This is a genomic window from Polynucleobacter sp. UB-Raua-W9 (genome assembly GCF_018687435.1).
Classification (GTDB): Bacteria; Pseudomonadota; Gammaproteobacteria; order Burkholderiales; family Burkholderiaceae; genus Polynucleobacter.
Window position 1 is genome coordinate 984,152 of sequence record NZ_CP061290.1, and the last position, 25,398, is coordinate 1,009,549.

General features: G+C 45.7%; 24 protein-coding genes and 1 tRNA gene. 1 reads left to right on the forward strand and 24 read right to left on the reverse strand.

The genetic code is table 11. The features are described from left to right. The first annotated feature begins 18 nt into the window (after positions 1–18). Positions 19–1,539, forward strand: a complete 1,521-nt coding sequence (locus AOC07_RS05095) for a CoA-acylating methylmalonate-semialdehyde dehydrogenase (RefSeq protein WP_215356905.1) — start codon at positions 19–21, stop codon at positions 1,537–1,539. 76 nt (positions 1,540–1,615) lie between these two features. Here the strand turns inward: AOC07_RS05095 and AOC07_RS05100 are convergent, their stop codons facing one another. The 24 genes from AOC07_RS05100 to pssA all read right to left on the reverse strand — a co-directional run bounded on the left by AOC07_RS05100 (position 1,616) and on the right by pssA (position 25,394). Beyond that, on the reverse strand, positions 1,616–2,101 hold the full coding sequence (locus AOC07_RS05100; protein ID WP_215291983.1) for a DUF1178 family protein: 486 nt from the start codon (positions 2,099–2,101) through the stop codon (positions 1,616–1,618). A gap of 65 nt (positions 2,102–2,166) precedes the next feature. Next, on the reverse strand, positions 2,167–2,766 hold the full coding sequence (locus AOC07_RS05105; protein ID WP_215291984.1) for an NUDIX domain-containing protein: 600 nt from the start codon (positions 2,764–2,766) through the stop codon (positions 2,167–2,169). 133 nt (positions 2,767–2,899) lie between these two features. Further along, positions 2,900–4,399, reverse strand: a complete 1,500-nt coding sequence (gene nuoN / locus AOC07_RS05110; RefSeq protein WP_215356906.1) for an NADH-quinone oxidoreductase subunit NuoN — start codon at positions 4,397–4,399, stop codon at positions 2,900–2,902. Between the two features lie 10 nt (positions 4,400–4,409). Beyond that, the gene (locus AOC07_RS05115) at positions 4,410–5,876 is read right to left on the reverse strand and encodes an NADH-quinone oxidoreductase subunit M (RefSeq protein WP_215291986.1); all 1,467 of its coding nucleotides are present in this window, start codon (positions 5,874–5,876) and stop codon (positions 4,410–4,412) included. Positions 5,877–5,900: 24 nt separating this feature from the next. After that, the gene (gene nuoL / locus AOC07_RS05120) at positions 5,901–7,958 is read right to left on the reverse strand and encodes an NADH-quinone oxidoreductase subunit L (protein ID WP_215356907.1); all 2,058 of its coding nucleotides are present in this window, start codon (positions 7,956–7,958) and stop codon (positions 5,901–5,903) included. A gap of 2 nt (positions 7,959–7,960) precedes the next feature. Beyond that, on the reverse strand, positions 7,961–8,269 hold the full coding sequence (nuoK, locus tag AOC07_RS05125; protein WP_215291988.1) for an NADH-quinone oxidoreductase subunit NuoK: 309 nt from the start codon (positions 8,267–8,269) through the stop codon (positions 7,961–7,963). After that, positions 8,266–8,913, reverse strand: a complete 648-nt coding sequence (locus tag AOC07_RS05130) for an NADH-quinone oxidoreductase subunit J (protein WP_215356908.1) — start codon at positions 8,911–8,913, stop codon at positions 8,266–8,268. Before AOC07_RS05130 ends, nuoK begins: the two co-directional genes overlap by 4 nt. Positions 8,914–8,934: 21 nt before the next feature. Beyond that, positions 8,935–9,426 carry an NADH-quinone oxidoreductase subunit NuoI gene (gene nuoI, locus AOC07_RS05135; RefSeq protein WP_215291990.1) on the reverse strand — a complete coding sequence of 164 codons (492 nt, stop codon included), beginning with the start codon at positions 9,424–9,426 and terminating at the stop codon, positions 8,935–8,937. Positions 9,427–9,437: 11 nt separating this feature from the next. Beyond that, a complete protein-coding gene (nuoH, locus tag AOC07_RS05140; RefSeq protein WP_215356909.1) occupies positions 9,438–10,511 on the reverse strand; it encodes an NADH-quinone oxidoreductase subunit NuoH in 1,074 nt (357 codons plus the stop codon). 8 nt (positions 10,512–10,519) lie between these two features. Further along, a complete protein-coding gene (nuoG, locus tag AOC07_RS05145) occupies positions 10,520–12,835 on the reverse strand; it encodes an NADH-quinone oxidoreductase subunit NuoG (RefSeq protein ID WP_215356911.1) in 2,316 nt (771 codons plus the stop codon). A 31-nt stretch (positions 12,836–12,866) separates the two neighbouring features. After that, positions 12,867–14,165 (reverse strand): NADH-quinone oxidoreductase subunit NuoF, encoded by a 1,299-nt coding sequence (gene nuoF / locus AOC07_RS05150; protein ID WP_215291992.1) that lies wholly within the window; start codon positions 14,163–14,165, stop codon positions 12,867–12,869. Then, positions 14,162–14,668 carry an NADH-quinone oxidoreductase subunit NuoE gene (gene nuoE / locus AOC07_RS05155; RefSeq protein WP_215356913.1) on the reverse strand — a complete coding sequence of 169 codons (507 nt, stop codon included), beginning with the start codon at positions 14,666–14,668 and terminating at the stop codon, positions 14,162–14,164. Before nuoE ends, nuoF begins: the two co-directional genes overlap by 4 nt. 23 nt (positions 14,669–14,691) lie before the next feature. Then, a complete protein-coding gene (locus tag AOC07_RS05160) occupies positions 14,692–15,945 on the reverse strand; it encodes an NADH-quinone oxidoreductase subunit D (RefSeq protein ID WP_215291994.1) in 1,254 nt (417 codons plus the stop codon). A 3-nt stretch (positions 15,946–15,948) separates the two neighbouring features. Continuing rightward, positions 15,949–16,548 carry an NADH-quinone oxidoreductase subunit C gene (locus tag AOC07_RS05165; RefSeq protein ID WP_215356915.1) on the reverse strand — a complete coding sequence of 200 codons (600 nt, stop codon included), beginning with the start codon at positions 16,546–16,548 and terminating at the stop codon, positions 15,949–15,951. Positions 16,549–16,551: 3 nt separating this feature from the next. After that, positions 16,552–17,034, reverse strand: a complete 483-nt coding sequence (locus tag AOC07_RS05170) for an NADH-quinone oxidoreductase subunit B family protein (protein ID WP_011902891.1) — start codon at positions 17,032–17,034, stop codon at positions 16,552–16,554. A 5-nt stretch (positions 17,035–17,039) separates the two neighbouring features. Continuing rightward, the gene (locus AOC07_RS05175; RefSeq protein WP_011902892.1) at positions 17,040–17,399 is read right to left on the reverse strand and encodes an NADH-quinone oxidoreductase subunit A; all 360 of its coding nucleotides are present in this window, start codon (positions 17,397–17,399) and stop codon (positions 17,040–17,042) included. A 106-nt stretch (positions 17,400–17,505) separates the two neighbouring features. Continuing rightward, a tRNA-Leu gene (locus AOC07_RS05180) sits at positions 17,506–17,590 on the reverse strand. An 86-nt stretch (positions 17,591–17,676) separates the two neighbouring features. Beyond that, positions 17,677–18,021 (reverse strand): preprotein translocase subunit SecG, encoded by a 345-nt coding sequence (secG, locus tag AOC07_RS05185; RefSeq protein ID WP_215291996.1) that lies wholly within the window; start codon positions 18,019–18,021, stop codon positions 17,677–17,679. A gap of 22 nt (positions 18,022–18,043) precedes the next feature. Next, entirely contained in the window at positions 18,044–18,802 is a 759-nt protein-coding gene (gene tpiA, locus AOC07_RS05190; RefSeq protein ID WP_215291997.1) for a triose-phosphate isomerase, read from the reverse strand. 15 nt (positions 18,803–18,817) lie between these two features. After that, positions 18,818–19,816, reverse strand: a complete 999-nt coding sequence (locus AOC07_RS05195) for an NAD(P)H-quinone oxidoreductase (protein ID WP_215356917.1) — start codon at positions 19,814–19,816, stop codon at positions 18,818–18,820. Positions 19,817–19,848: 32 nt separating this feature from the next. Further along, positions 19,849–22,014 (reverse strand): polyribonucleotide nucleotidyltransferase, encoded by a 2,166-nt coding sequence (gene pnp, locus AOC07_RS05200; RefSeq protein WP_215356919.1) that lies wholly within the window; start codon positions 22,012–22,014, stop codon positions 19,849–19,851. A 265-nt stretch (positions 22,015–22,279) separates the two neighbouring features. Further along, positions 22,280–22,549 carry a 30S ribosomal protein S15 gene (gene rpsO / locus AOC07_RS05205; RefSeq protein WP_068948469.1) on the reverse strand — a complete coding sequence of 90 codons (270 nt, stop codon included), beginning with the start codon at positions 22,547–22,549 and terminating at the stop codon, positions 22,280–22,282. Positions 22,550–22,759: 210 nt separating this feature from the next. After that, a complete protein-coding gene (locus AOC07_RS05210) occupies positions 22,760–24,307 on the reverse strand; it encodes a 2-isopropylmalate synthase (protein WP_215292000.1) in 1,548 nt (515 codons plus the stop codon). A gap of 226 nt (positions 24,308–24,533) precedes the next feature. Continuing rightward, entirely contained in the window at positions 24,534–25,394 is an 861-nt protein-coding gene (pssA, locus tag AOC07_RS05215) for a CDP-diacylglycerol--serine O-phosphatidyltransferase (RefSeq protein ID WP_215292001.1), read from the reverse strand. Between the last annotated feature and the right edge of the window lie 4 nt (positions 25,395–25,398).

Below are 25,398 nucleotides of genomic sequence, written 5' to 3' on the forward strand. Positions count from 1 at the left end.
TATACCACTCAAGAGACTATGAACGCACCCCAAGCCTTTGATTCAAAAGCAGATATTGGCCACTATGTTGGCGGCAATGTAGTGAACCCAAAAGATGGTCGCTTTGCTGATGTTTATAACCCCGCCAAAGGGGTCGTAGCACGACGTGTTGCTTTAGCAAGCCGAAAAGAAGTAGACGCAGTTGTAGCGGTTGCGCAAAAGGCTTTTGAAACCTGGGGGCAAACCAGCCCATTGCGCCGCGCACGCATCCTTTTCAAATACCTAGAGTTGCTCAATGCCAATCGCGATGCGTTAGCAGCCATTATTACTGCAGAACACGGCAAAGTATTTACAGATGCTCAGGGCGAAGTTACCCGCGGTATTGAAATACTAGAATTTGCTACTGGCATTCCAGAGCTGCTGAAAGGTGATTACACCGAACAAGTGTCTACTGATATCGATAACTGGATCATGCGCCAGCCATTGGGTGTAGTTGCTGGCATCACGCCATTTAACTTCCCAGTCATGGTACCAATGTGGATGTTTCCAGTGGCCATAGCCTGTGGCAATACCTTTATCCTAAAACCAAGCCCTACTGATCCATCAGCATCATTATTTATGGCTAAGCTCCTTAAAGAGGCTGGTTTACCGGATGGTGTATTTAACGTCGTTCAGGGTGACAAAGAAGCAGTGGATGCCTTGATTGAGAACCCAGATGTTAAAGCGGTCAGCTTTGTTGGCTCTACCCCGATTGCCAATTACATTTATGAACGTTGCGCACACTTCGGCAAACGCTCTCAGGCTTTAGGTGGTGCCAAGAACCATATGGTCATCATGCCAGATGCCGATATTGATAAAGCAATTGATGCCCTCGTTGGCGCTGCCTACGGTTCTGCAGGCGAACGCTGCATGGCAATCTCAGTTGCTGTTTTGGTTGGCGACGTTGCCGATAAGATCATGCCAAAACTCATTGAGCGCACCAAGACGCTGAAGGTCAAGAACGGCATGGAGCTGGATGCCGAAATGGGTCCGATTGTGAGTAAAGCAGCTTTAGAGCGTATTACCGGCTATATCGACAGTGGCGTGGCTTCGGGCGCAAAACTCTTAGTGGATGGCCGCGGCCTAAAGGTGCCTGGCAATGAAGATGGATTTTTTATTGGCGGCACATTATTTGACAACGTTAAACCAGATATGAAGATTTACCTTGAAGAAATCTTTGGTCCAGTGCTCTCCTGCTTGCGAGTTGCAAACTTTACTGACGCACTGAATCTAGTCAACTCCTGTGAATTTGGCAATGGTGTCGCATGCTTTACCAGTGATGGCAACATCGCCCGAGAATTTGCGCGTCGTGTACAAGTTGGCATGGTTGGCATCAACGTACCTATTCCAGTACCCATGGCATGGCATGGCTTTGGTGGTTGGAAAAAATCCATCTTTGGTGATATGAATGCTTACGGCAAAGAAGGTGTTCGTTTCTACACCAAGCAAAAGAGTGTGATGCAACGTTGGCCGGAGAGCATTGCCAAAGGCGCAGAGTTTGTGATGCCAACTTCAAAATAATCAACCTGCTTCAGTGCCCATAAAAATAGCGATCTTCGGATCGCTATTTTTTTAACCGTAATTTTTACAGCTCTTGTTATTGCAGTGTGTTTTTGAATGCAGGCATCATTGGCATGGCCAAAATATCAATGCCCTCTTCCCTTAAAGCCTCAGCTTCATCAAGCGTAGTTTGACCGCGAATGCTGCGCTCGGGAGATTCTTTATAGTGAATCTTTCTGGCCTCTTCAGCAAAAGAATTGCCAACATCCTCGGAGCGACCCATTAACTCACGCATACCCTTCAAGAAGGCGGCCTGAACCTGGGCTTCCAAATGAGAATGGTCTGAGCCAGTTAAAGCAACAACATCACCGCTGACGCTAACAGTATCCGCCTTAGATACTGTTAGCTCTGTAGAGGAAGATTTGGCAATATGAGGGGCAGACGGCATCCGAGTAATCTCTGTGCTGTCACACACTGGGCAGGCAAGCATTCCCTTATCCTGTTGAGCAAGACAATCTTCTTCTGAGGCAAACCACCCTTCAAAGCGATGATCCAAAGGGCAAGCGAGGTTGTAAACTTTCATAAAACCTATATAAGGGCAAAAGTGCTAAATTCAATACCCCTATTTTAATCGGGTTTGCACAAATCCTATTGAATCGGCTCAGGGCTAATTAAACCGCGACGATAGCGATCTAGCCAGTAAACAGCAATGGTGGTTTTAACGTCTGTGATCTCACCTTCTTCTACCCAGGAGAGAAGCTGCTCCAGGGGTGCTGCAAAGACGTCCAAAAACTCTTCTTCATCTAAGTGACTGGAACCCGGCTCAAGACCTTCAGCTAAATAGATATCAATGAATTCTGTTGAATAAGAAATGACTGGATGAATGCGACGTATATAACTCCATTTTTTCGCTGAATAGCCAGTTTCTTCTTCAAGCTCTCGCTGCGCACAAACCAATGGGTTTTCATTTGGATCCAGTTTACCTGCAGGAATCTCGATACAAGTCTTAGCGATTGGGTAACGGTATTGACGCTCCAAGAGGACTCTACCATCGTCCAATATGGCTAGAATCGCTACTGCTCCAGGATGCGTTAAATATTCTCGAACCGCTTCTTGTCCATCGGGCAATGAAACTTTGTCCCTCTTCATATTCAGGAAGATACCGCCGTAAATATCTTCCCCTGAAATTCGCTCTTCACGCAAATGTTGATCGCTACTTGGCAAATCTTTAAACGATTTTTCGGTCATTGAATCAAGCTTTCATCTATGAGTACTGGCTAATCATACAAAAGTTACGTGTCATTTAGATTGCTGTCTAGCCAGGAAACTTAAAACAATAAAGGCTCCATATTGGAGCCTTTATTAGAGCTAGCTTAGCAATTTAAGAGCCCAACAATGTCCGGCGCATCGCATCAAGGCAAAGGCTCATTAATCCCGAGGGAACAATACCGAGCGCCAATACCAAGATGCAATTCAGACTTAGGATTCCCTTAGCAAAGCCAGAGCCACTAACGCTAGTCTCATGCAATGGTTCATCAAAGTACATTACCTTCACTACTCGCAGGTAATAGAAGGCGCCAATCAAAGAGGCCATAACGGCAATGACCGCCAAGAATGTATGTTCAGCATCAACCAATGCTTCTAGTACGCCCAATTTAGCAGCAAAACCAACGGTTGGCGGAATACCAGCCAAAGAGAACATCATCACAAGGCCAATAAATGCAAACCATGGATGCCTCTTGTTCAAACCTTTAAGCCCATCCAAAGTCTCGCAGTCATACCCTTTGCGAGAGAGCGCCATCAATAGACCAAATGTACCCAGGGTTGTTAATACATAGGTAATAGCATAAAACATCGAGGCGCTAAAAGCGTGTTCATCAAATACAGATAACATACCCAAGAGGACGAAGCCCATTTGCGCAATCGCAGAGTATGCCAGCATCCGTTTCACATTTGTTTGCGCAATTGCAGTAACGTTTCCAAGCACCAGGGACAATACCGCTAGTAATACAAGCATGGGCTGCCAATCACCTAAGAGTGGCAATAAGGTGTTAACCAATAAACGGAATAACAAGGCAAATGCAGCGAGCTTAGGTGCCGCAGCAATCATGAGGGTCACTGCCGTTGGCGCACCTTCATACACATCCGGAACCCACATGTGAAAAGGGACTACGCCAAGCTTAAAAGCTAAACCAGCAACAATGAAAACCAAGCCGAAAGCCATCACCAAATGATTTACACGAGGATCAGCAACTGTTTTAAAGATTTCGATTAGGTCTAAAGAGCCAGTAACGCCATAAAGCATAGACATACCATAGAGCAAGAATCCTGAGGCCAAGGCACCCAAAACAAAATACTTAATACCTGCTTCTACACTTTTTTCATTGCTATGACGCATCGCTACTAGTGCATAGGTTGGCAAAGCCATCAATTCCAAACCAAGATACAAGGTTAAGAGGTTTGCCCCAGAAATCAAGACCATTTGGCCCAAGAGCGCCAACAAGGCCAGAACAATAAAGTCTGGGCGGAACATCGCGCGATCAGTGAGGTATTGCTTTGAGTAAATCAAACTGACCAATACTGCAACGCAAGAACACGCTTTAAGCAAATTTGAAAATGGATCAGATTGAAACAGGCCATTCATTGCTATGAGCGCTGGATCTCCCATGCGACCAATGAATGCAAAAATCAAATAAACCAACAAGATAATCGAGAAGAAATATACAAAGCCAACTCCACGCGGGGTGTGGAAAATATCTTGCTCTACACCAGGAGTAGATATCACTCTCTCAGGAACATAAACGCTAGCAACCAACAATAAGCAGGTTAAAACAAGTAAAACGAGTTCCGGCAGGACGGCGTATAGGTCGAATGCTTGCATTTGCTTTTACTCAGAGTTTGCTCACAGCAACATGCTGTAGCAGATTAATCACGGCAGGATGAATGATGTCTGTAAATGGTTTTGGATAAACACCCATACCAATCACACAGATCGTTAATACAGTCATCATGAAATATTCTCGGGCATTGAGGTCTTTTAATGCCTCAACATGAGCGTTGGCGATGGCGCCAAAGAAAACACGTTTGACCATCCACAACGAATACGCTGCACCAAGAATCAAAGCAGTTGCAGCCAAGATACCAATCAAAAAGTCATAATCCACGGCTGCCAAGATGACCATGAACTCACCAACAAATCCTGAGGTAGCTGGTAGACCACAGTTCGCCATTGCCATCAATACCGCAAACGCAGTAAACGCAGGCATGCGATGCACTACACCACCGTAATCCGCAATCTGACGAGTATGCATGCGGTCATAGAGCACACCAATCGACAGGAACATGGCGCCAGCTACAAAGCCATGTGAAATCATTTGCACAATTCCGCCCTCAATGCCTAATGGGCTAAAAAGGAAGAAACCTAGTGTAACGAAGCCCATGTGGGCAACAGATGAATACGCTACAAGTTTTTTCATATCCTTTTGGACTAAGGCCACTGCACCAACATAAATGACCGCCACTAAAGACAAGAAGATTACAAACGGGCCAAGATATTGACTTGCATCCGGAGCAATCGGCAAGGAGAAGCGTAGGAAGCCATAAGCACCTAGCTTCAACATAATCGCTGCCAAGACAACGGAGCCACCAGTAGGCGCCTCCACGTGAACGTCTGGTAACCAAGTGTGTAATGGCCACATTGGTACCTTCACAGCAAATGCCATGAAGAAAGCGAAGAACAATAAAATTTGCTCAACGATATCAAGACGGGCATTTTGCCAGACCAAGATATCAAAGCTATTGGTGACGTTGTACAAATAAAGCATGGCGACCAAAGTGAGTAGTGAGCCAAGCAAGGTGTACAAGAAGAATTTAAATGCCGCATAAATGCGGTTGTGTCCGCCCCATACGCCAATGATGATGTACATCGGAATCAAAGTTGCTTCAAAGAAGACATAGAACAATAAAGCATCAAGCGCACAAAATACGCCAATCATTAAGCCTGAAAGGATCATGAAAGAGGCCATGTACTGCGATACCTTGGTATCAATTACTTCCCATGCTGCAATCACTACAAAAATATTAATGAATGCAGTGAGTACGATGAACCAAACTGAGATACCGTCGATACCGAGGTAATAGTTAATGTCGTAACGTGGAATCCAACTGAGCTTCTCAACAAACTGCATGCCTGGATTGGCAATATCAAATTGAATGATGAGAGGTAGTGTTGCAATGAAACCGATGATTGAGCCGATCAGGGCTAACCAGCGAACTCCCGCTGAAGGTTTCTCAGACCCATAAAACAAAATAATGAGTCCAAAAACAATCGGGGTCCAGATGGCGTAAGAAAGAATCATGATGGCTACTTAAGTAACAAAGGCCTAGCGAACAAAAGGCAGGTAAGCATACAAAACCCAAGCTAACAATACCGCTAAGCCTGCAATCATTGCAAAGGCATAGTGATAAAGATAACCGGATTGCAAATGGCGAATTACGCCGGCAAAACGCCCTACTATGTGGGCGCTGCCATTAACAAAGAAGCCGTCAATCACCTTCTGGTCACCACGGTGCCATAAGAAACTACCGATCCAAATCAGGCCTTTGGCAAATACTGCTTGATTCAAATCATCGAGATAGTATTTGTTATCAAATAATTTTTTAATTGGAGCGAAAGCTTCTGCAAACTTGGCCGGCAGCTTTGGAGCCCAAAGATAGCCAATTGCGGCAGTTAATACACCAAGCACAACCAATAAAAGTACTGGTGATGTAAATGCATGGATTGCCATAGCTATAGGGCTATGGAACTCATCTTCGAGTTCTTTCATGATCGGATGACGCACTACATCAATAAAGATGGAGTCACCGAAATATGTGCCGAATAAGAGAGGAGTAATGGTGTAGAAACCGATAATCACAGAAGGGATCGCCAAGAGAATCAAGGGTATGGTTACCACCGCTGGGGATTCATGTGGCTTTTCGCCTGGTGCTAAACCATGATGAGCGTGGTCGTCACCCTGTTCTGCGTGAGCATGGTGATCATGTGCGTGCGAATCTGCGTGACCCCAACGGGCTTTACCGTGAAATACCCAAAAGTACAAACGGAATGAATACAACGCTGTGACGAAGACGCTAGCCATCACCGCAAAGTAAGCAAAACCTGAGCCTGGAATATGGCTAGCGGCAACCGCTTCAATAATAGAATCTTTGGAATAGAAACCCGAAAAGAACGGTGTTCCGATTAGAGCCAAATTACCCAGCAACATCATGAGGCAAGTAAGTGGCATATATTTCCAAAGTCCGCCCATCTTCCGCATATCTTGTTCATGGTGCATACCCAAAATTACGCTACCAGCGGCAAGGAACAGTAGCGCCTTAAAGAATGCATGAGTCATTAAATGGAAGATCGCTACTGGATAAGCTGATACACCAAGCGCTACCGTCATATAACCCAGTTGAGACAGAGTCGAATAAGCAACTACACGTTTGATATCGTTTTGCACGATACCTAAGAATCCCATAAATAGGGCTGTAATTGAACCGATTACCAGGATGAAACTCAGAGCAACATCAGAAAGTTCAAATAATGGGGACATGCGTGACACCATGAAGATGCCTGCGGTAACCATTGTTGCCGCGTGAATCAATGCAGAAATTGGGGTTGGGCCTTCCATGGAGTCTGGTAGCCAAACATGCAATGGGAATTGTGCTGATTTGCCCATCGCACCAATAAATAAGCAGATGCAAACTACGGTGACTAAGTTCCAGCTAGTTCCTGGCAATGTCTGTGCCGCTAAAGCCGTATTTTGAGAAAAGATCACATCGTATTGCATAGAGCCTGTGCTAGCCAGTAACAAGCCAATCCCTAAAATGAATCCGAAATCACCAACTCGGTTTACCAGGAAGGCCTTCATATTGGCAAACACAGCAGATTGGCGCTCAAAGTAGAAACCAATTAAGAGGTATGAGACCACACCCACCGCTTCCCAGCCAAAGAAGAGTTGCAAGAGATTATTACTCATTACCAGCATCAGCATCGCGAAGGTAAATAAAGAAATATAGGAGAAGAAACGGTTATAACCCTCTTCATCGCGCATATAACCAATGGTATAGATATGAACCATCAGAGACACAAAGGTCACCACGCACATCATGATAGCTGTCAATGGATCAATTAAGAAACCAATATCCAGGTTTAATTCGCCTAACTGCATCCAGCGATATACAGTCCCGTTGAAATAGAAACCATCCATTACCTGGGCCAATACATTGCAAGACAAAGCAAATGCAATTGCCACGCCCAAGATGGTAACAAATTGGCAAGCACCATGACCAATGCGATTACCGCCTAATTTGGTACCAAAGAAGCCAGCAATCATGGAGCCAAACAATGGCGCCAAAGGAATGGCACAGAGAACGGGAATGTTTAAGGTCAATTGCATGACTAGCCTTTTAGGTGGTCAAGATCTTCGGCATTAATGGTGTCAACCTTACGGAAGAGCACAACCAAGATTGCCAAACCGATAGCTGCCTCTGCAGCTGCCACAGTCAAAATAAAGAATACAAATACTTGACCTGCCATATCACCCAAGTAATGAGAGAAGGCAACAAAGTTCATATTGACAGCAAGCAACATCAGTTCAATTGCCATCAAGAGCACAATGACGTTCTTACGATTCAAGAAAATACCAATCACGCTGGTTGCAAATAGGATTGCACCAAGTACTAAATAGTGAGCTAGGGTGATATTCATTTCTTCTCCCCTCTAGTATCTTGCTTTGCAGCCATATCCGAGTCCATTTTAACAACACGCATCCGGTCAGCGGCAACCACATTCACTTGCTCATGGATGTTTTGCGATTTGGAATCTTTGCGATTACGCAAGGTCAGAGCAACAGCAGCAATAATGGCAACCAATAAAATCACGCCAGCCACTTCAAAGGCATAAACATAATCAACGAAAATTAATCTACCTAAAGCCAAAGTATTGTTAGCGGCAACCTCTTCTGGCATTGGCTGCACAGGCGCATTGGTGCCGATAAAGCTGCGTATGATCACAATTGATAACTCCAGGACAATCACAGCACCCATCAAGAAAGCCACTGGTAAGAATTTTCTAAAATCGCGGCGTAAATGTTCTAAATCAAGATCCAACATCATGACGACGAAGAGGAACAGAACCATCACAGCGCCAACATAAACCAAGATAAGTGCCAAGCTTAAAAATTCAGCCTTCAGCAGCATCCAAAGGCCAGAAGCGCAGAAAAAAGATAAGACTAGAAACAATGCGGCATGCACAGGGTTACGAGCGGTAATCACCCGAATTGCAGAAATCACCAATAGGCCTGCAAATCCGTAAAAAAAGATAGCAAATAAAGTGGCTGGATCAAATGTCATAGTGATGTGTGCTCTATCCGATTAGCGGTAAGGTGCATCGATTGCACGATTGGCTGCAATATCAGTTTCGTACTGATCACCTACAGCTAAAAGCATATCTTTTGTGAAGTAAAGGTCACCACGCTTATCGCCAAAGTATTCAAAAATATTGGTTTCTACAATTGCATCAACAGGACAAGCCTCTTCACAGAAACCGCAGAAAATACATTTAGTTAAATCGATGTCATAGCGGGTTGTGCGGCGAGTTCCGTCATCGCGCTGAGCTGTTTCAATGGTAATTGCATAAGCAGGACATACGGCTTCACACAATTTACAGCCAATGCAACGCTCTTCACCATTTTCATAGCGACGTAAGGCATGCAACCCGCGAAAACGTGGTGAAAGCGGAGTCTTCTCTTCTGGGTATTGAATAGTGATTTTTGGCTTAAAGAGATAGCGACCAGTAATAGACATACCAGTCAAGATATCTTTGAGCATCAAGCTATCGAGGAATTGGGAAATTTTCTTAAACATGATTGATCAACTTATTTCCAAATATTCCATGGAGAAACAACCCATGCGCCAACGACAACCACCCAAAATACTGAGATGGGGATAAAAATCTTCCAGCCCAAGCGCATGATTTGATCGTAGCGATAGCGCGGTAAAGTCGCGCGCAACCAAATAACGCAAGACAAGAGGAAGAAGGTTTTGCCAAATAACCAAAAGAAACCAGGAATATCACGCAAGATAGGCAAATCCAGAATCGGCAACCAACCGCCTAAAAACATAATTGAAGCTACTGCTGCAATCAAGATCATATTGGCATATTCAGCCAGGAAGAACATCGCAAAGGACATTCCTGAATACTCAACCATATGCCCGGCAACAATTTCAGACTCCCCTTCAACCACATCAAATGGGTGTCGGTTGGTTTCTGCAACACCAGAAATGAAGTAAATCAAGAACATTGGCAGCAATGGCAACCAGTTCCAGGATAGGAAATTCAATCCCATCCTTGCAAATAGGCCCTGCTCTTGGGACGCAACAATCGCACTCAGATTTAAAGAGCCAGAAGTCAGCAATACAGTGACCAAAGCAAATCCCATCGCAATCTCATAAGAGATCATCTGCGCTGATGCACGCATTGCGCCTAAGAATGGATATTTTGAATTAGAGGACCAACCAGCAAGAATGACGCCGTACACACCAATTGATGAAATCGCCATAATGTAAAGCAGGCCAGCATTCACATCTGCAAGAACCATTTTGGCTTGGAAAGGAACCACTGCCCATGCTGCAAACGCAGGCATGATCACCATAATTGGTGCAATAAAGTACAGAACCTTTGAAGCCTGAGCAGGAGCAATAATCTCCTTCATCAGGAGTTTCAATGCATCGGCAATCGGCTGCAACAAACCTAATGGACCAACACGATTTGGTCCAAGACGAATATGCATCCAGCCAATTAACTTTCTCTCCCAGAGGGTTAAATAGGCTACACAAGCAAACATGGGTAATACGATGATCACAATGCGTACTAATGCCCAAACCAGAGGCCATAGAGAACCAAAGAAAGCTTCTCCCTGAGTGGTGATGAGGTTCAAGAAATTATCCATCTCTTACCTTATATCTTGCTAACAGTAATAGGACCAAACATCGATCCCAATTTCGCGCTAGCCATGGTGCCAGCAGATATTCTGACGGCACCAGGTGCTAGATTCGCCTCTAATGTTGCTGGCATATCCACAGAATGATTACCTTGAGTGACGCGTACTGCATCACCCTCGTTCAAACCCAGTTCTACAAATAACTTTTGACTTAAACCGGCCTGATTGCCACGTTTTGCATCGCGCGTTAATTGCAATGCAGTTGAACGACGCACAATTGAGTCGCCAGCATAAATATTCACGTCAGCTAAGCGCTCAAGACAATTAGATGGTGCAAGGTTGCCATTCACAATAGAGTTACTTGTGGCTTTATTGTTTAAAAGAGTGCAATAGTTTTCTCTGAGAGCCTCACCTAAAACCTCTTCAGGCAAGTTGAATAAGAAACCATCCAGATTTAAGAGGCTACCAAGTGCACGCAAGACTTTCCATGCTGGACGGGAGTCGCCCAAAGGCTTCACTGAAGGCTGTACCGTTTGCGCTCTACCTTCAGCATTCACAAAGGTTGAAACTGTTTCAGTAAATGGTGTGATCGGCAAAATGACATCCGCCACCTCCAGCAAATCAGAATTCTTGTAAGCACTCAGTGCAATCACTGTATTGGCTTTAGCTAGGGCTGCTCGCGCCTTGGCGGGATCAGGTAAATCAGCATCAGGCTCGATGTTCATCAAGAAGACAGCACGGCGATCACCAGACAGAACGCTTTCGACCCCGGCACCATTTGCATTGACTAATGCAGCGCCGACAGCATTACCACCCACAGGTAAGAAACCGAGAGTAGCACCAGTTTGTTCAGCAATAAATTGCGCCATGACATGCAAATCGGAGGAATGTTGATGTGCAATTGCGGCTGATCCTAGGAGCACGGCTTTGCTTGAGCCAGAAATTAAGCCATCGGCAATCTTCTGTGCTGCTGGGGAAACCGGTAAATTAGCGGTACCTCCAGGAGCGGAAACCGATTTTGCATTTGCTACGGCTAGAGCGATTTCACTCAAGGCATTTAGCCAAATACTTGGTTCAGTAGAAATACCGCCGCTTGGAATGAGCCAATCATCGCCACCAGCATCAATACGCATCACTTGTAAGCTACGCTTAGCAGCAGTCCGAATACGCGCTGCAATAACAGGTTGGTCCTTACGCAAGAAGCTGCCGATGATGAGAACGCGATCTAGTTCGCTTAACTTGGTAATTGGCATACCTAGCCAAGGCGCACTTGCGGCAGCCTTGACGTCTATTTGCCGTAAACGTGTTTCAACTTGATGGGAACCCAAACCGCGAACTAATTTTTGCAAGAGGTGTAGCTCTTCTATGCTGGATATTGGATGAGCTAAAGCGCCAATTGACTCCACACCATTTTCAGCAGCAATTGTTTTCAATGAATGGGCTACGTAATCCAATGCGGATTGCCAGTCTGTTTCTAGCCACTGACCACCCTGCTTCACCATTGGTGTAGTAACGCGGTCGGCGCTATTCAAACCTTCATATGAAAAGCGATCACGGTCGCTAATCCAGCATTCATTAATCGCTTCGTTCTCCAAAGCAACAACACGCATTACTTTATTAGCCTTGGTTTGCACGGTGGTGTTAGCACCCAAGCTATCGTGTGGACTGACAGAACGCTTACGACCTAATTCCCAGGTACGGGCCTCGTAACGGAATGGCTTACTCGTTAATGCGCCCACAGGACAAATATCAATCATGTTCCCAGATAGCTCTGAATCCACTGTTTGTCCAACAAAAGTAGTAATTTCTGAATGCTCGCCACGATTGATCATGCCTAGCTCCATCACGCCAGCAACTTCTTGGCCAAAACGGACGCAGCGGGTGCAATGAATGCAGCGGGTCATCTCTTGCATAGAGATTAATGGGCCGACATTCTTGTGGAATACAACACGCTTCTCTTCGTTGTAGCGTGAGTTTGACTTACCGTAACCAACAGCCAAGTCTTGCAATTGACACTCACCACCCTGGTCACAAATTGGGCAATCCAATGGGTGATTAATGAGCAAAAATTCCATCACTGAGCGTTGTGCCTCTACTGCTTTAGCAGAATGGGTAAACACCTTCATACCCTGAGTAACAGGAGTAGCGCAAGCAGGCAATGGCTTTGGAGCCTTCTCAACTTCCACCAAGCACATACGGCAGTTAGCAGCGATAGATAATTTCTTGTGATAGCAGAAATGAGGAACGTAGGTGCCGAGCTTATTCGCAGCGTGCATCACCATCGAACCTTGCGGAACTTCTACCGTCTTACCATCTAATTCGATTTCTACCATGCTCACTTTAAGATGCCCCGTGCTCAATAACTTATAAAGGTTGCGCAGAATCTAAGCAGCGCTTATGTTCTACGTGATATGCAAATTCATCCATGTAATGCTTCAACATCCCGCGTACTGGCATTGCAGCAGCATCACCCAAGGCACAAATCGTACGTCCTTGAATATTTGCCGCTACGTCATTGAGTAAATCTAAATCCTCAGGACGTCCTTGACCATGTTCAATGCGATGCACAATACGATATAACCAGCCGGTACCTTCACGGCATGGGGTGCACTGACCACATGACTCTTCGTGATAGAAGTAAGACAAACGCTCTAATGCACGAACCATGCAACGCGTTTCATTCATCACGATCACAGCCCCAGATCCCAACATAGAGCCTGCCTTGGCAATGCTATCGTAATCCATGGTCAGATCCATCATCTGCGCACCAGGAACTACTGGCGCAGATGAACCACCGGGAATAACCGCCTTCAAGGACTTGCCATCACGCATACCGCCGGCGAGTTTTAATAACTCAGCAAATGGCGTGCCCAATGGGATCTCATAATTACCAGGATGAACTACATCACCAGAAACAGAGAAAATCTTGGTTCCGCCGTTGTTCGGCTTACCGAGCTCTAAATAAGCTTGACCACCGATAGCCAAGATGAAGGGCACAGCAGCGAATGTTTCGGTGTTATTGATGGTTGTCGGTTTGCCATACAAACCAAAACTAGCTGGAAATGGGGGCTTAAAGCGCGGTTGGCCTTTTTTGCCCTCTAAAGATTCCAACAATGCAGTTTCTTCACCGCAAATATATGCGCCCCAACCTGGCGAAGCATGCAATTGGAAGGAGAAATCACTCCCCAGAATCTTGTCACCCAGGTAACCAGCAGCACGCGCTTCTTCTAAAGCCTCTTCAAAGCGTGAATACACTTCCCATATTTCGCCATGGATATAGTTATATCCAGTGGTGATGCCCATGGTGTATGCGCCAATAATCATGCCTTCAATCAGCGCATGTGGGTTGTAACGCATGATGTCGCGGTCTTTGAAAGTACCGGGCTCACCTTCATCACTATTACAAACTAAATATTTTTGTCCCGGGAACTGACGCGGCATAAAGCTCCACTTCAATCCTGTTGGGAAGCCTGCACCACCTCGCCCACGAAGCGATGAAGCCTTTAATTCAGCGATGATGGCATCAGGTGCTACTTTGTCATCAATTAAACGACGGAGCTGTTGATAGCCACCGCGACTTTCATAATCTTTTAAACGCCAGTTATTGCCATTTAATCCAGCGAGGATCAAAGGTTTAATGTGGCGATCGTGCAAGCTGGTCATGCCACTTTCCCTTCTGCACGGAGCTCACTTAAGAGTGAATCAATTTTTTCTTTGCTCATAAAGCTACACATACGCTTGTCATTCACAAGCATCACTGGTGAATCACCACAAGCGCCCATGCACTCACCCTCTTTCAGAGTAAAGGTGCCGCACGGGGTTGTTTCATTAAAGCCAATACCCAGAGTTTCTTTTAAGTAGTTTGCTGCGGTCTCACCATGCGTCAATTGGCAAGGCAAGTTAGTACAAATCACTAACTTATACTTACCAATCTGTTTGGTGTTGTACATATTGTAGAAAGTAGCCACTTCTTCTACTGCAATGGTTGGCATTTCTAGAATTTGAGCAACAGTTGCAATCACTTCGGGCGATACCCAACCTACTTCGGACTGAGCGGCAATTAAAGAAGCCATCACGGCAGATTGCTTTTGCTCAGCAGGATATTTTGCAACGTTGCGGGCAATATCTGCCAGCGTTTTATCGGATAGTTGAAGAGTTGTTGTCATTAAATAATCCTTGGCGCGCCTAATTAGCGGTCAATCTCCCCGAACACGATATCTTGCGTGCCAATAATAGTCACTGCGTCAGCTAACATATGACCACGTGACATTTCATCCATTGCTGAAAGATGCACAAATCCTGGTGCACGAATCTTCATGCGATATGGCTTATTAGCGCCATCAGAAATTAAGTAAATACCAAACTCACCCTTTGGATGCTCAACAGCAGAATAAGCCTCACCATCGGGAACGTGAATACCTTCGGTAAAGAGTTTGAAGTGGTGAATCAATTCTTCCATATTGGTTTTCATGTCCACACGCTTGGGCGGAGAAACCTTGTGGTTATCACTCATTACAGGACCCGGATTCGCTTTTAGCCAAGCCACGCATTGCTGAATAATTCGATTGGATTGACGCATTTCTTCCATGCGGACCAAATAGCGATCATAGGAATCGCCATTCACGCCAACCGGAATATCAAAGTCAAGGCGGTCATAGACTTCGTACGGCTGCTTCCTGCGCAAATCCCACTCGATTCCAGAGCCGCGCAACATTGGTCCAGTAAAACCTAGTTGCAATGCACGCTCAGGAGTCACGATACCGATATTTACTAGACGCTGTTTCCAAATACGGTTATCAGTTAATAAATTGCAATATTCATCTACGTTCGCATCAAAGCCATTTGCAAACTGCTCAATGAAGTCCAGCAAAGAACCACTGCGATTTTCATTCAAGCGCTTAACAGCCGATGTACTGCGAATCTTGGACTTACTAAATTGAGCCATTTGATCTGGCAAGTCACGATAAACGCCGCCCGGACGATAGTAGGCAGCATGCATACGAGCGCCTGAAACGGCTTCGTACATATCAAAAATATCTTCACGGTCGCGGAATGCATACAAGAACACTGCCATTGCACCAACATCCAGACCATGACAGCCAATCCAGAGTAAGTGGTTAAGCAAGCGAGTCAACTCGTCATACATCACACGAATATATTGAGCACGAAGTGGAACTTCCACTTGCAACAGCTTCTCAATGGCCATCACATAAGCATGCTCATTGGACATCATTGAGACGTAATCCAAGCGATCCATATAGGGAACGTTTTGAATCCAAGTTCGAGTCTCGGCTAACTTTTCTGTAGCGCGATGCAATAAACCAATATGCGGATCAGCACGCTGAATCACTTCACCATCAAGTTCAAGCACTAGGCGTAACACGCCGTGTGCCGCAGGATGCTGAGGGCCAAAATTGAGGGTGTAGTTCTTAATTTTTGTCATGACTTAAACCGGACCTCCGTACTGCTCTTCGCGCACAATACGTGGGGTAATCTCACGAGCCTCAATCGTCACCGGCTGATACACAACGCGCTTTAACTCTGGGTCATAACGCATTTCTACATTGCCACTGATAGGAAAATCTTTTCTAAATGGATGTCCAATGAAGCCATAGTCGGTCAAAATGCGACGTAAGTCATCGTGACCTTCAAATAAGATGCCGTAGAGATCAAATGCTTCGCGCTCAAACCAGTTAGCCGAGTTCCATACTGGGGTAATTGAAGCTACCAAAGGATAGCCGTCATCAGATGCAAAAACACGTAGACGCAAACGCCAATTGTGTTGCAATGACAACAAGTGACTCACAACAGCAAAACGCTGACCGCTCCAGGCACTATCACGAAAGTCTTGGTAATCAACGCCACACAAATCAATCAATTGCTCAAATGCGAGCGATGGGTCATCACGCAATAGCATGGCAGATTCAAAATAAGTATCTGCATTCACAACCACCGTTACTTCACCTAAGGCAATTTGAACAGATTGAATACGCTTACCAAGAACCTTCTCGAGGTTAGCTGCTAATTGGACTAAACGATCTGACATAGCTTATGCCTTCCGCGCGATCGTGCTGGTACGCGCAATCTTGGATTGCAACTGAATAATTCCATAAATCAAGGCTTCTGCGGTTGGAGGACAGCCAGGAACATAAATATCAACTGGCACGATACGGTCACAACCGCGCACTACTGAATAGGAGTTATGGTAATAACCACCACCATTGGCACAAGAACCCATCGAGATAACCCAACGTGGCTCTGGCATTTGGTCGTAAACCTTACGAAGTGCTGGCGCCATCTTGTTACACAAGGTGCCGGCAACAATCATTAAGTCAGATTGGCGCGGAGATGGACGAAACACAACGCCAAAACGGTCTAAGTCGTATCGGGATGCGCCTGCATGCATCATCTCGACCGCACAGCAAGCCAGACCAAAGGTCATCGGCCATAAAGATCCATTGCGCGTCCAGTTAATCAACTGATCCGCAGTAGTGGTAACAAATCCTTCTTTGAGAACGCCTTCTAATGCCATATCTATCACTCCCAGTCGAGAGCGCCCTTTTTCCAGATATACACAAATCCCACAATGAATTCCAAAAGGAAGATCACCATAGAGGCGTAGCCAAACCAGCCAATATCACGTAGAGCAACACCCCATGGAAATAGGAATGCAGTTTCTAGGTCAAACAGAATAAAAAGAATGGCAATCAGGTAGTAACGCACGTCGAACTTCATACGCGCATCTTCGAAAGCTTCAAAACCACACTCATATGGAGAAAGTTTTTCAGCATCAGGCTTCGAAGGAGCCAGAATTTTTCCGAGGAACATGGGGACTAATCCCACCCCAATACCTACGAGGATAAAAAGCAGAACAGGAAAGTAATTAGCAAGATTCAAAATGGTCCTGAGTCGTTCGTCTGGTGATTCTTACAGCTATGAATTGTCAATTATTCCACTACAAATACTCTTGATATAAAGCAAAAACCCTACAAATTCTACATATTGGTGCCGACGGCGAGACTCGAACTCGCACAGCCTAAGCCACTACCCCCTCAAGATAGCGTGTCTACCAATTTCACCACGTCGGCATCTTGCAAAACTCATCAATTCTACTGCATTGCACCACTAAACAACCCCAAATTTGAGGCAGGTAAATCTGTAAAAACCTACTTTTTTACTTAGGAACAGCAGGTTTAGTAGGGTCTTGGACTGGGGCTGCAGGAACAGCTGGCGCTACCGTAGGTGCGACCGTTCCAGAGAGAACCCCAGGATTTACTTCCCTCTGATTACCAAGCCAAGTAATGCCTAGGGTGCATATAAAGAAAACTGCGGCAAAAATAGCGGTTGCGTGAGACAAGAAGTTAGCAGAACCACTGGCACCAAATAAGCTACCTGAAGCACCAGAGCCAAAAGCAGCGCCCATATCAGCACCCTTACCTTGCTGCAAAAGGACTAGCAGAATCACAGCCAATGCTGAAATCACCTGCAATACGATCAATAAAGTCTTAAGCCATTCCACAATTTATCTCCAAATAAAAAATCTATGCCTTACAAATAGCCAAAAAGTCTTGAGGATCTAAAGAAGCACCCCCAACTAATCCACCATCAATATCAGGCATTGCAAATAACTCGACGGCGTTGTCAGGTTTGACACTGCCGCCATACAAAATTCCAACGTGGGAAGCAACATCCTCATCAAATTCAGCCAATTGCAGACGTATAGCACGATGCATATCCTGGGCAACTTGAGCGCTAGCAACCTTGCCGGTACCAATTGCCCATACTGGCTCATAAGCAATTAGGCAATCAGCCAAACGATCTTGCAAGACCGTTAATTGCTTTGCCACTTGACCACGCACTACCTCAACGGCCCTACCAGAATTTCGTTCATCAGCAGTTTCACCAACACATATTACGGGCGTCATCCCGCTGTCTAAGACTTGCAATGCTTTGGCCGCCACTAGTTCATCAACCTCTTGATGAAACTGACGGCGTTCCGAGTGGCCAAGGATAACGTAACTGCAACCCATTTCTTTGAGCATGGAAGCAGCAACCTCTCCAGTGTAAGCGCCAGAAACATCAGCTGATGCATCTTGCGCACCAAGACTCAAAAAGGCCAAAGAATGCTCCTTAATCAATGAGGCGCATTGAATTAAATATGGAAACGGTGGGCACACTGCAAACTGACGACCAGAAGGCATACCACTTTCCATCCCGCGGGCAACAGTTTTGATCCAATCTTCATTGCTAGCAAGATTGCCATTCATTTTCCAGTTGCCAATGACGATGAGTGGGCGCATGTTCAGGAGAAGCTTCTAGACTGTTAAAACTATTTTGCCAACATGCTCAGAGGATTCCATCAAGCGATGGGCATCTGCGGCCTGATCCAGTGTGAATGTTTTGTAAATTACTGGCTTTAATTTGCCGGCATTGAGCAACGGCCAAATACGATCATGCAGCTGCTGAGTAATCTGCTTTTTGAATGAGACTGGGCGTGGACGCAATGTTGAACCAGTAATGGTCAAGCGTCGACGCAAAATTTGTCCAGTATTTACTTCGGCTTTAGACCCACCCATGATGGCAATGATCACAATCCGGCCATCATCGGCCAAGCAGTCAATTTCTTTTTGGACATAAGTGCCGGTAACCATGTCGAGCACAACGTTAACGCCCTTACCACCAGTTGCCTTTTTAATCTCTTCAACAAAGTCTTGAGTTTTGTAATTAATAGCCAGATCAGCGCCTAACTTAAGGCAAGCGGCGCACTTCTCATCGGTTCCGGCAGTCACAAATACTTTGTGACCCAAAGCTTTGGCAATCAATATAGCGGTGACGCCAATACCGCTAGAGCCACCCTGAACCAGCAGTGTTTCGCCTTCAGATAGTTCACCACGCATGAAGACATTGCTCCATACGGTGTAGAACGTTTCAGGCAAGGAAGCGGCTTCTTGATCGGTAAAACCTGTTGGGTATGGCAAGCATTGAGCAATCGGTGCCGTGCAGAGCTCAGCATAACCACCACCTTGCACTAAAGCACAAACCTTGTCGCCAAGCTTGAGACCAAACAGATTGTCGGCATGCGATAAATCGCCACCAACAACTTCTCCAGCAACTTCAAGACCAGGAATATCGGATGCCCCTGCAGGCACTGGATAATGACCCTTGCGCTGCAATACGTCTGGGCGATTAATACCAGCAGCAATCACCTTAATCAAAATCTCGCCGGAACCAGAAGTAGGCACCACTGGATCCGGACGAGTGGCAGCCACCAACATTTCTGGTGCGCCAAATTCTTTGATTTCCATTACACGCATAAGAGCTTCTCGCAGTAGTAGACGTGTATGACTTAAGCTGTTTCGTCAGTTGGAGCAACTTCAGCCGCAGCATCAGAAGCGCCAGCCAAAGGAGCAATCGTGCCACCTTCATCAGCCATTGCAGCTTTGAGAGAGAGGCGTAAACGACCACGCTCATCAGCAGCAAGCAACTTCACGCGAACCACTTGGCCTTCTTGCAAATAGTCTTTTACTTCCTTAACGCGCTCGTTAGAGATTTCAGAAATATGCAAGAGTCCATCTTTACCTGGAAGAATATTTACCAAAGCGCCAAACTCGAGCAACTTCACCACTGGGCCTTCATAGATCTTGCCTACTTCGGCTTCTGCAGTAATGCCTTCGATACGTGCTTTTGCTTCTGCCATGCCTTCGGCACTAGTAGATGCAATGGTTACGGTGCCGTCATCTTTAATATCAATGCTGCATCCCGTTTCCTTGGTCAGAGCTTGAATAGTTGCACCGCCCTTACCAATAACTTCACGAATCTTATCTGGATGAATCTTGAATGACACCATGCGTGGAGCATGAGCAGACAATTCTGTACGAACTGAGCCCATTGCTTCTTGCATCTTGCTCAAGATATGCAAACGACCTTCTTTAGCTTGCGCCAAAGCCACTTGCATGATTTCTTTCGTAATACCTTGAACTTTAATGTCCATCTGAAGCGCAGTAATGCCGTTTGCAGTACCTGCTACTTTAAAGTCCATATCACCCAAGTGATCTTCATCACCCAAGATATCGGTTAACACAGCAAAACGATTACCATCCAGAATCAAGCCCATTGCCACACCGGCAACGTGAGCTTTTACTGGAACACCAGCGTCCATCATTGCTAAACAGCCACCGCAAACAGAAGCCATAGATGAGGATCCATTGGACTCAGTAATTTCTGAAACAACACGGATGCTGTATGCAAAATCTTCTGGGCTTGGCAATACTGGGATCAATGCGCGCTTAGCCAAACGACCGTGACCAATTTCACGCCGCTTAGGGCTACCTACACGGCCTGTTTCGCCAGTAGCAAACGGAGGCATGTTGTAGTGGAACATGAAACGATCGCGGTATTCACCTTCAAGAGCATCAATAATTTGCTCGTCGCGGGCAGTACCTAAAGTAGCAACTACCAAGGCTTGTGTTTCACCACGGGTAAACAATGCGGAACCGTGTGTACGCGGCAATACGCTATTACGAATTTCAATTGGACGAACAGTGCGAGTATCGCGACCGTCAATCCGTGGCTCGCCATTCAAAATCTGGCTACGAACAATCTTCGCTTCGATTTCAAACATGATGTCGCTGACAGCAACTGCATCAACGTCACCTTCTTCAGATAACTTAGCCATGACTTCTTTAGAAATCTCTTTAAGCTTGTCTGAGCGTGCGCCCTTTTGACGAATCTGATATGCCTCACGCAATGGCGCTTCAGCCAAGGCGGTTACCTTAGCAATAAATGGCTCATCTTTAGGAGCGGCAACCCAATCCCATTCTGGTTTACCAGCTTCACGCACTAATTCATTAATCGCATTGATCGCAGTTTGCATTTGGTCGTGGCCATAGACAACAGCGCCCAACATCACTTCTTCAGAAAGTTGATTTGCTTCGGACTCAACCATCAACACAGCAGCTTGTGTGCCAGCAACGATTAAATCGAGCTCGCTAGTAGCTTGTTCTGTACGGGTTGGATTCAAGAGGTATTGACCATTTGCGTAACCAACGCGGGCTGCGCCAACTGGGCCAGCAAAAGGAATGCCTGATACAGCTAAGGCTGCTGAAGCTGCGATCAAAGCAGGAATATCGGCAGGCACATCCGGGTTGATAGACAACACATGCACCACAACCTGAACTTCATTTAAGAATCCTTCTGGAAACAAAGGACGTAATGGGCGATCGATCAAACGGGAGATCAATGTCTCACCTTCAGAAGGACGGCCTTCACGACGGAAGAAGCCGCCAGGGATCTTGCCTGCAGCGTAAGTCTTCTCTAAATAGTCAACTGTCAATGGGAAAAAGGATTGGCCTGGCTTTGCAGACTTAGAGGCAACTACAGTACCCATTACAACGGTGTCATCAACGTTCACAATGACAGCACCACCAGATTGGCGAGCAATCTCGCCTGTTTCCATCGTTACTTGATGGTTGCCCCATTGAAAACTCTTTACTGCTTTATTAAACATAGTCATTCTGATCTTCTCCAAATTGTTCACGCAAAACTCACATGAGCATTGCGCTTGTCGTGGGATAAAGCAGTGTCACGACAACACTGGAGCGATTTAAGGTCACAAGGGATGCCATTCCAGGGAGGCTCTGATCCATTCAGAAACTCATTGGAATGACACGATCCCCTACACAAGTGAACTTGAAAAGCCCAAAAAACATGCCATCTGCTTAAGACTGATTCTGCGAAGAAACAACCCTAAGAAAGATGGCATTGCATACTAATAAGAATTACTTACGGAGACCTAATTTGTCGATCAATGCGCGATAGCGATCCAAATCTTTACCCTTGAGGTAATCCAAGAGGCGACGGCGACGTGAAACCATCTTCAACAAGCCACGACGGCTGTGATGATCTTTAGCGTTAGCCTTGAAATGGGGGGTTAATTCATTGATGCGGGCTGTTAGCAATGAAACTTGAACTTCAGGGCTACCCGTATCGTTTGCGCTGCGCGCGTTTTCTTTGACGATTTCCGCCGTTTTAATATCAGCAACTGCCATTTTTAATACTCCTTACTTGCGAACACTTGAGCTTTCACCCAATTAGTGTCGTGCGTTGTTAACAAAATTTACAAAATAAAACAAAAAAGCTTTATAAATCAAAGCCCTCGAATTGTAGCAGATTGAGAATCGCCAAGGCTTTGATGGCAGAAAAGCCACCGCAAGGTAGCTTTTCTAGATATTTTCATATAAATCAATAACTTATAGTATTTATGGGGTCATTTGGGCGTTTAATTTGACCTGACTAGGGTCGTGAAGCTTATTTAAAGCAGACAAATAGGCCTTAGCAGAGGCAGCAATAATGTCTGGATCGGTGCCAACGCCATTCACAATCCGACCGCCTTTCGCCAAGCGTACTGTTACCTCGCCCTGGGATTGTGTGCCTGAAGTAATCGCATTAACTGAGTAGAGCAATTGTTCAGCCCCACTCTTGGCGATTTCTTCAATGGCATTCAAACTTGCATCCACCGGTCCATTCCCTTCTGCCTCAGAACTCACTTCTTTTTCACCCATACGGAAAGTCACCCGTGATTTAGGGCGCTCACCCGTTTCAGAGTGTTGACTCAAAGAAATAAAATGGTAATGCTCACCCTCTTCTGCAGCCGCAGAATCAGACATGATGGCGATGATATCTTCATCAAAAATTTCGGATTTTTGATCAGCCAAGGCTTTAAAACGCGCAAATGCTTCATTCAAATCTGCCTCGGCTTCGACAGTAATGCCCAATTCTAATAAGCGCTGTTTAAAAGCATTACGGCCAGACAACTTGCCCAAGACAATCTTATTAGTAGACCAGCCCACATCCTCTGCACGCATGATTTCATAAGTCTCACGATTCTTTAAAATACCATCCTGATGAATGCCCGACGCATGGGCAAAGGCATTTGCACCAACTACTGCTTTATTGGGTTGGACAACAAATCCGGTAATTTGAGAAACCAATTTAGACGCAGGAACAATTTGGGTTGCATCGATATTGCAGACCATGTCAAAGTAATCTTTGCGGGTACGCAAGGACATCACAATTTCTTCTAATGCAGTGTTGCCAGCGCGCTCACCTAAACCATTAATAGTGCACTCAATCTGACGTGCTCCACCAATCTTCACGCCTGCCAATGAATTCGCAACCGCCATACCTAAGTCGTTATGGCAATGCACTGACCAAACGGCCTTATCAGAATTGGGAACCCGGGTACGCAAGGTCTTAATAAACTCGCCATACAACTCAGGCGTTGCATAACCTACGGTATCAGGGATATTAATAGTAGTAGCACCTTCATTGATGACGCCTTCAACCACCCTGCATAAGAAATCCATCTCAGAGCGGTAGCCATCTTCAGCGGAGAATTCAATGTCCTCCGCTAAGTTTCTGGCAAAGCGAATGGAGCGTTTAGCTTGCTCTAGAACCTCTTCTGGAGACATGCGCAATTTGACGGCCATGTGTAAAGGGCTGGTAGCCAAGAATGCATGGATACGCTTTGCTTTAGCGGCCTTCAATGCATCAGCAGCACGTGTAATGTCTTTGTCATTTGCTCTAGCTAATGAACAGACGATAGAGTCTTTTACTGCAGCAGCTACCGCAGAGATCGCCTGAAAGTCACCTTCAGAGCTGGCAGCGAAACCTGCTTCGATCACATCTACCTTAAGGCGTTCTAACTGACGAGCAATGCGAACCTTCTCATCCTTGGTCATAGAAGCACCAGGGGATTGCTCACCGTCACGTAAGGTCGTGTCAAAAATGATTACTTTATCGCTCATTACTACTCTCCGGTTTTGAATGCTTTATTAACAACTACTCAATTTAAATCTTAAAAACAAAAACCCCAGCAATTAGCTGGGGCTGGTATATGGTGGTTAATGAATTATTTTGATCTCATTAACTCAGGCCATACCCGCCCCAAGCTTTAGGCTTAGTGCTAGCAGAAGGAGGCTGTTTAAAGAGAAGTTCATCAACATAGAATTAATATACCCGAAAATTCTAAAATTAGCTAAAACGCTTGCCACTGAGGTGTTCCCAGGCCCAAATGACATAGCCGGAGATGGAATACACCACAAATACACCAAATAAGGTCAATGGCGGATTCGAAGAAATTAAAACAAATGTCAGAATCATTAAGACCATCACGCCAAATGGCACGCGGTAGCGAACATCAAGCGCCTTGCCGCTATAAAAACGCGCATTTGAAACCATAGTCAAACCAGCATAAACCGCGATAAAGAAGGTAACCCAAGGAATTGCGGTGTCGCGCACCGGAATCTTGTTGTCATCAGCCAACCATATAAACCCAGCCATCAATGCACCAGCCGCTGGACTTGGTAAACCCTGGAAGAATTTCTTGTCGACAACACCAGTGTTCACATTAAAACGTGCTAAGCGCAACGCTGCGCCAGCGCAATAAGTAAAGGCAGCCAACCACCCCCACTTACCTAAATCCTTTAAAGCCCACTCGTATGCTACTAAGGCAGGTGCAACGCCAAATGACACCATATCAGCTAATGAATCGTATTGCTCACCAAACGCACTCTGTGTATTTGTCATGCGCGCTACACGGCCATCCATGCCATCCAATACTAAAGAAGCAAAAATGGCAATTGCTGCAACTTCAAACTGATGGTTCATGGCGTTTACGATAGCGAAGAAGCCGCTAAATAAGGCAGCTGTTGTAAACGCATTCGGGAGCAAGTAAATACCTTTACCGCGGGGGCGAGGTTTTTCATGCAACTCTTCTACATCAAAATCAATCCCATCGCCCAAATCTTCGGCCCACTGTTCTTCTGCAGACCCTAAACGTCTCTGCGAAAGGCGACTGCGATCAATACGGCCACGGCGGCGAAATGTTGTCAATGAG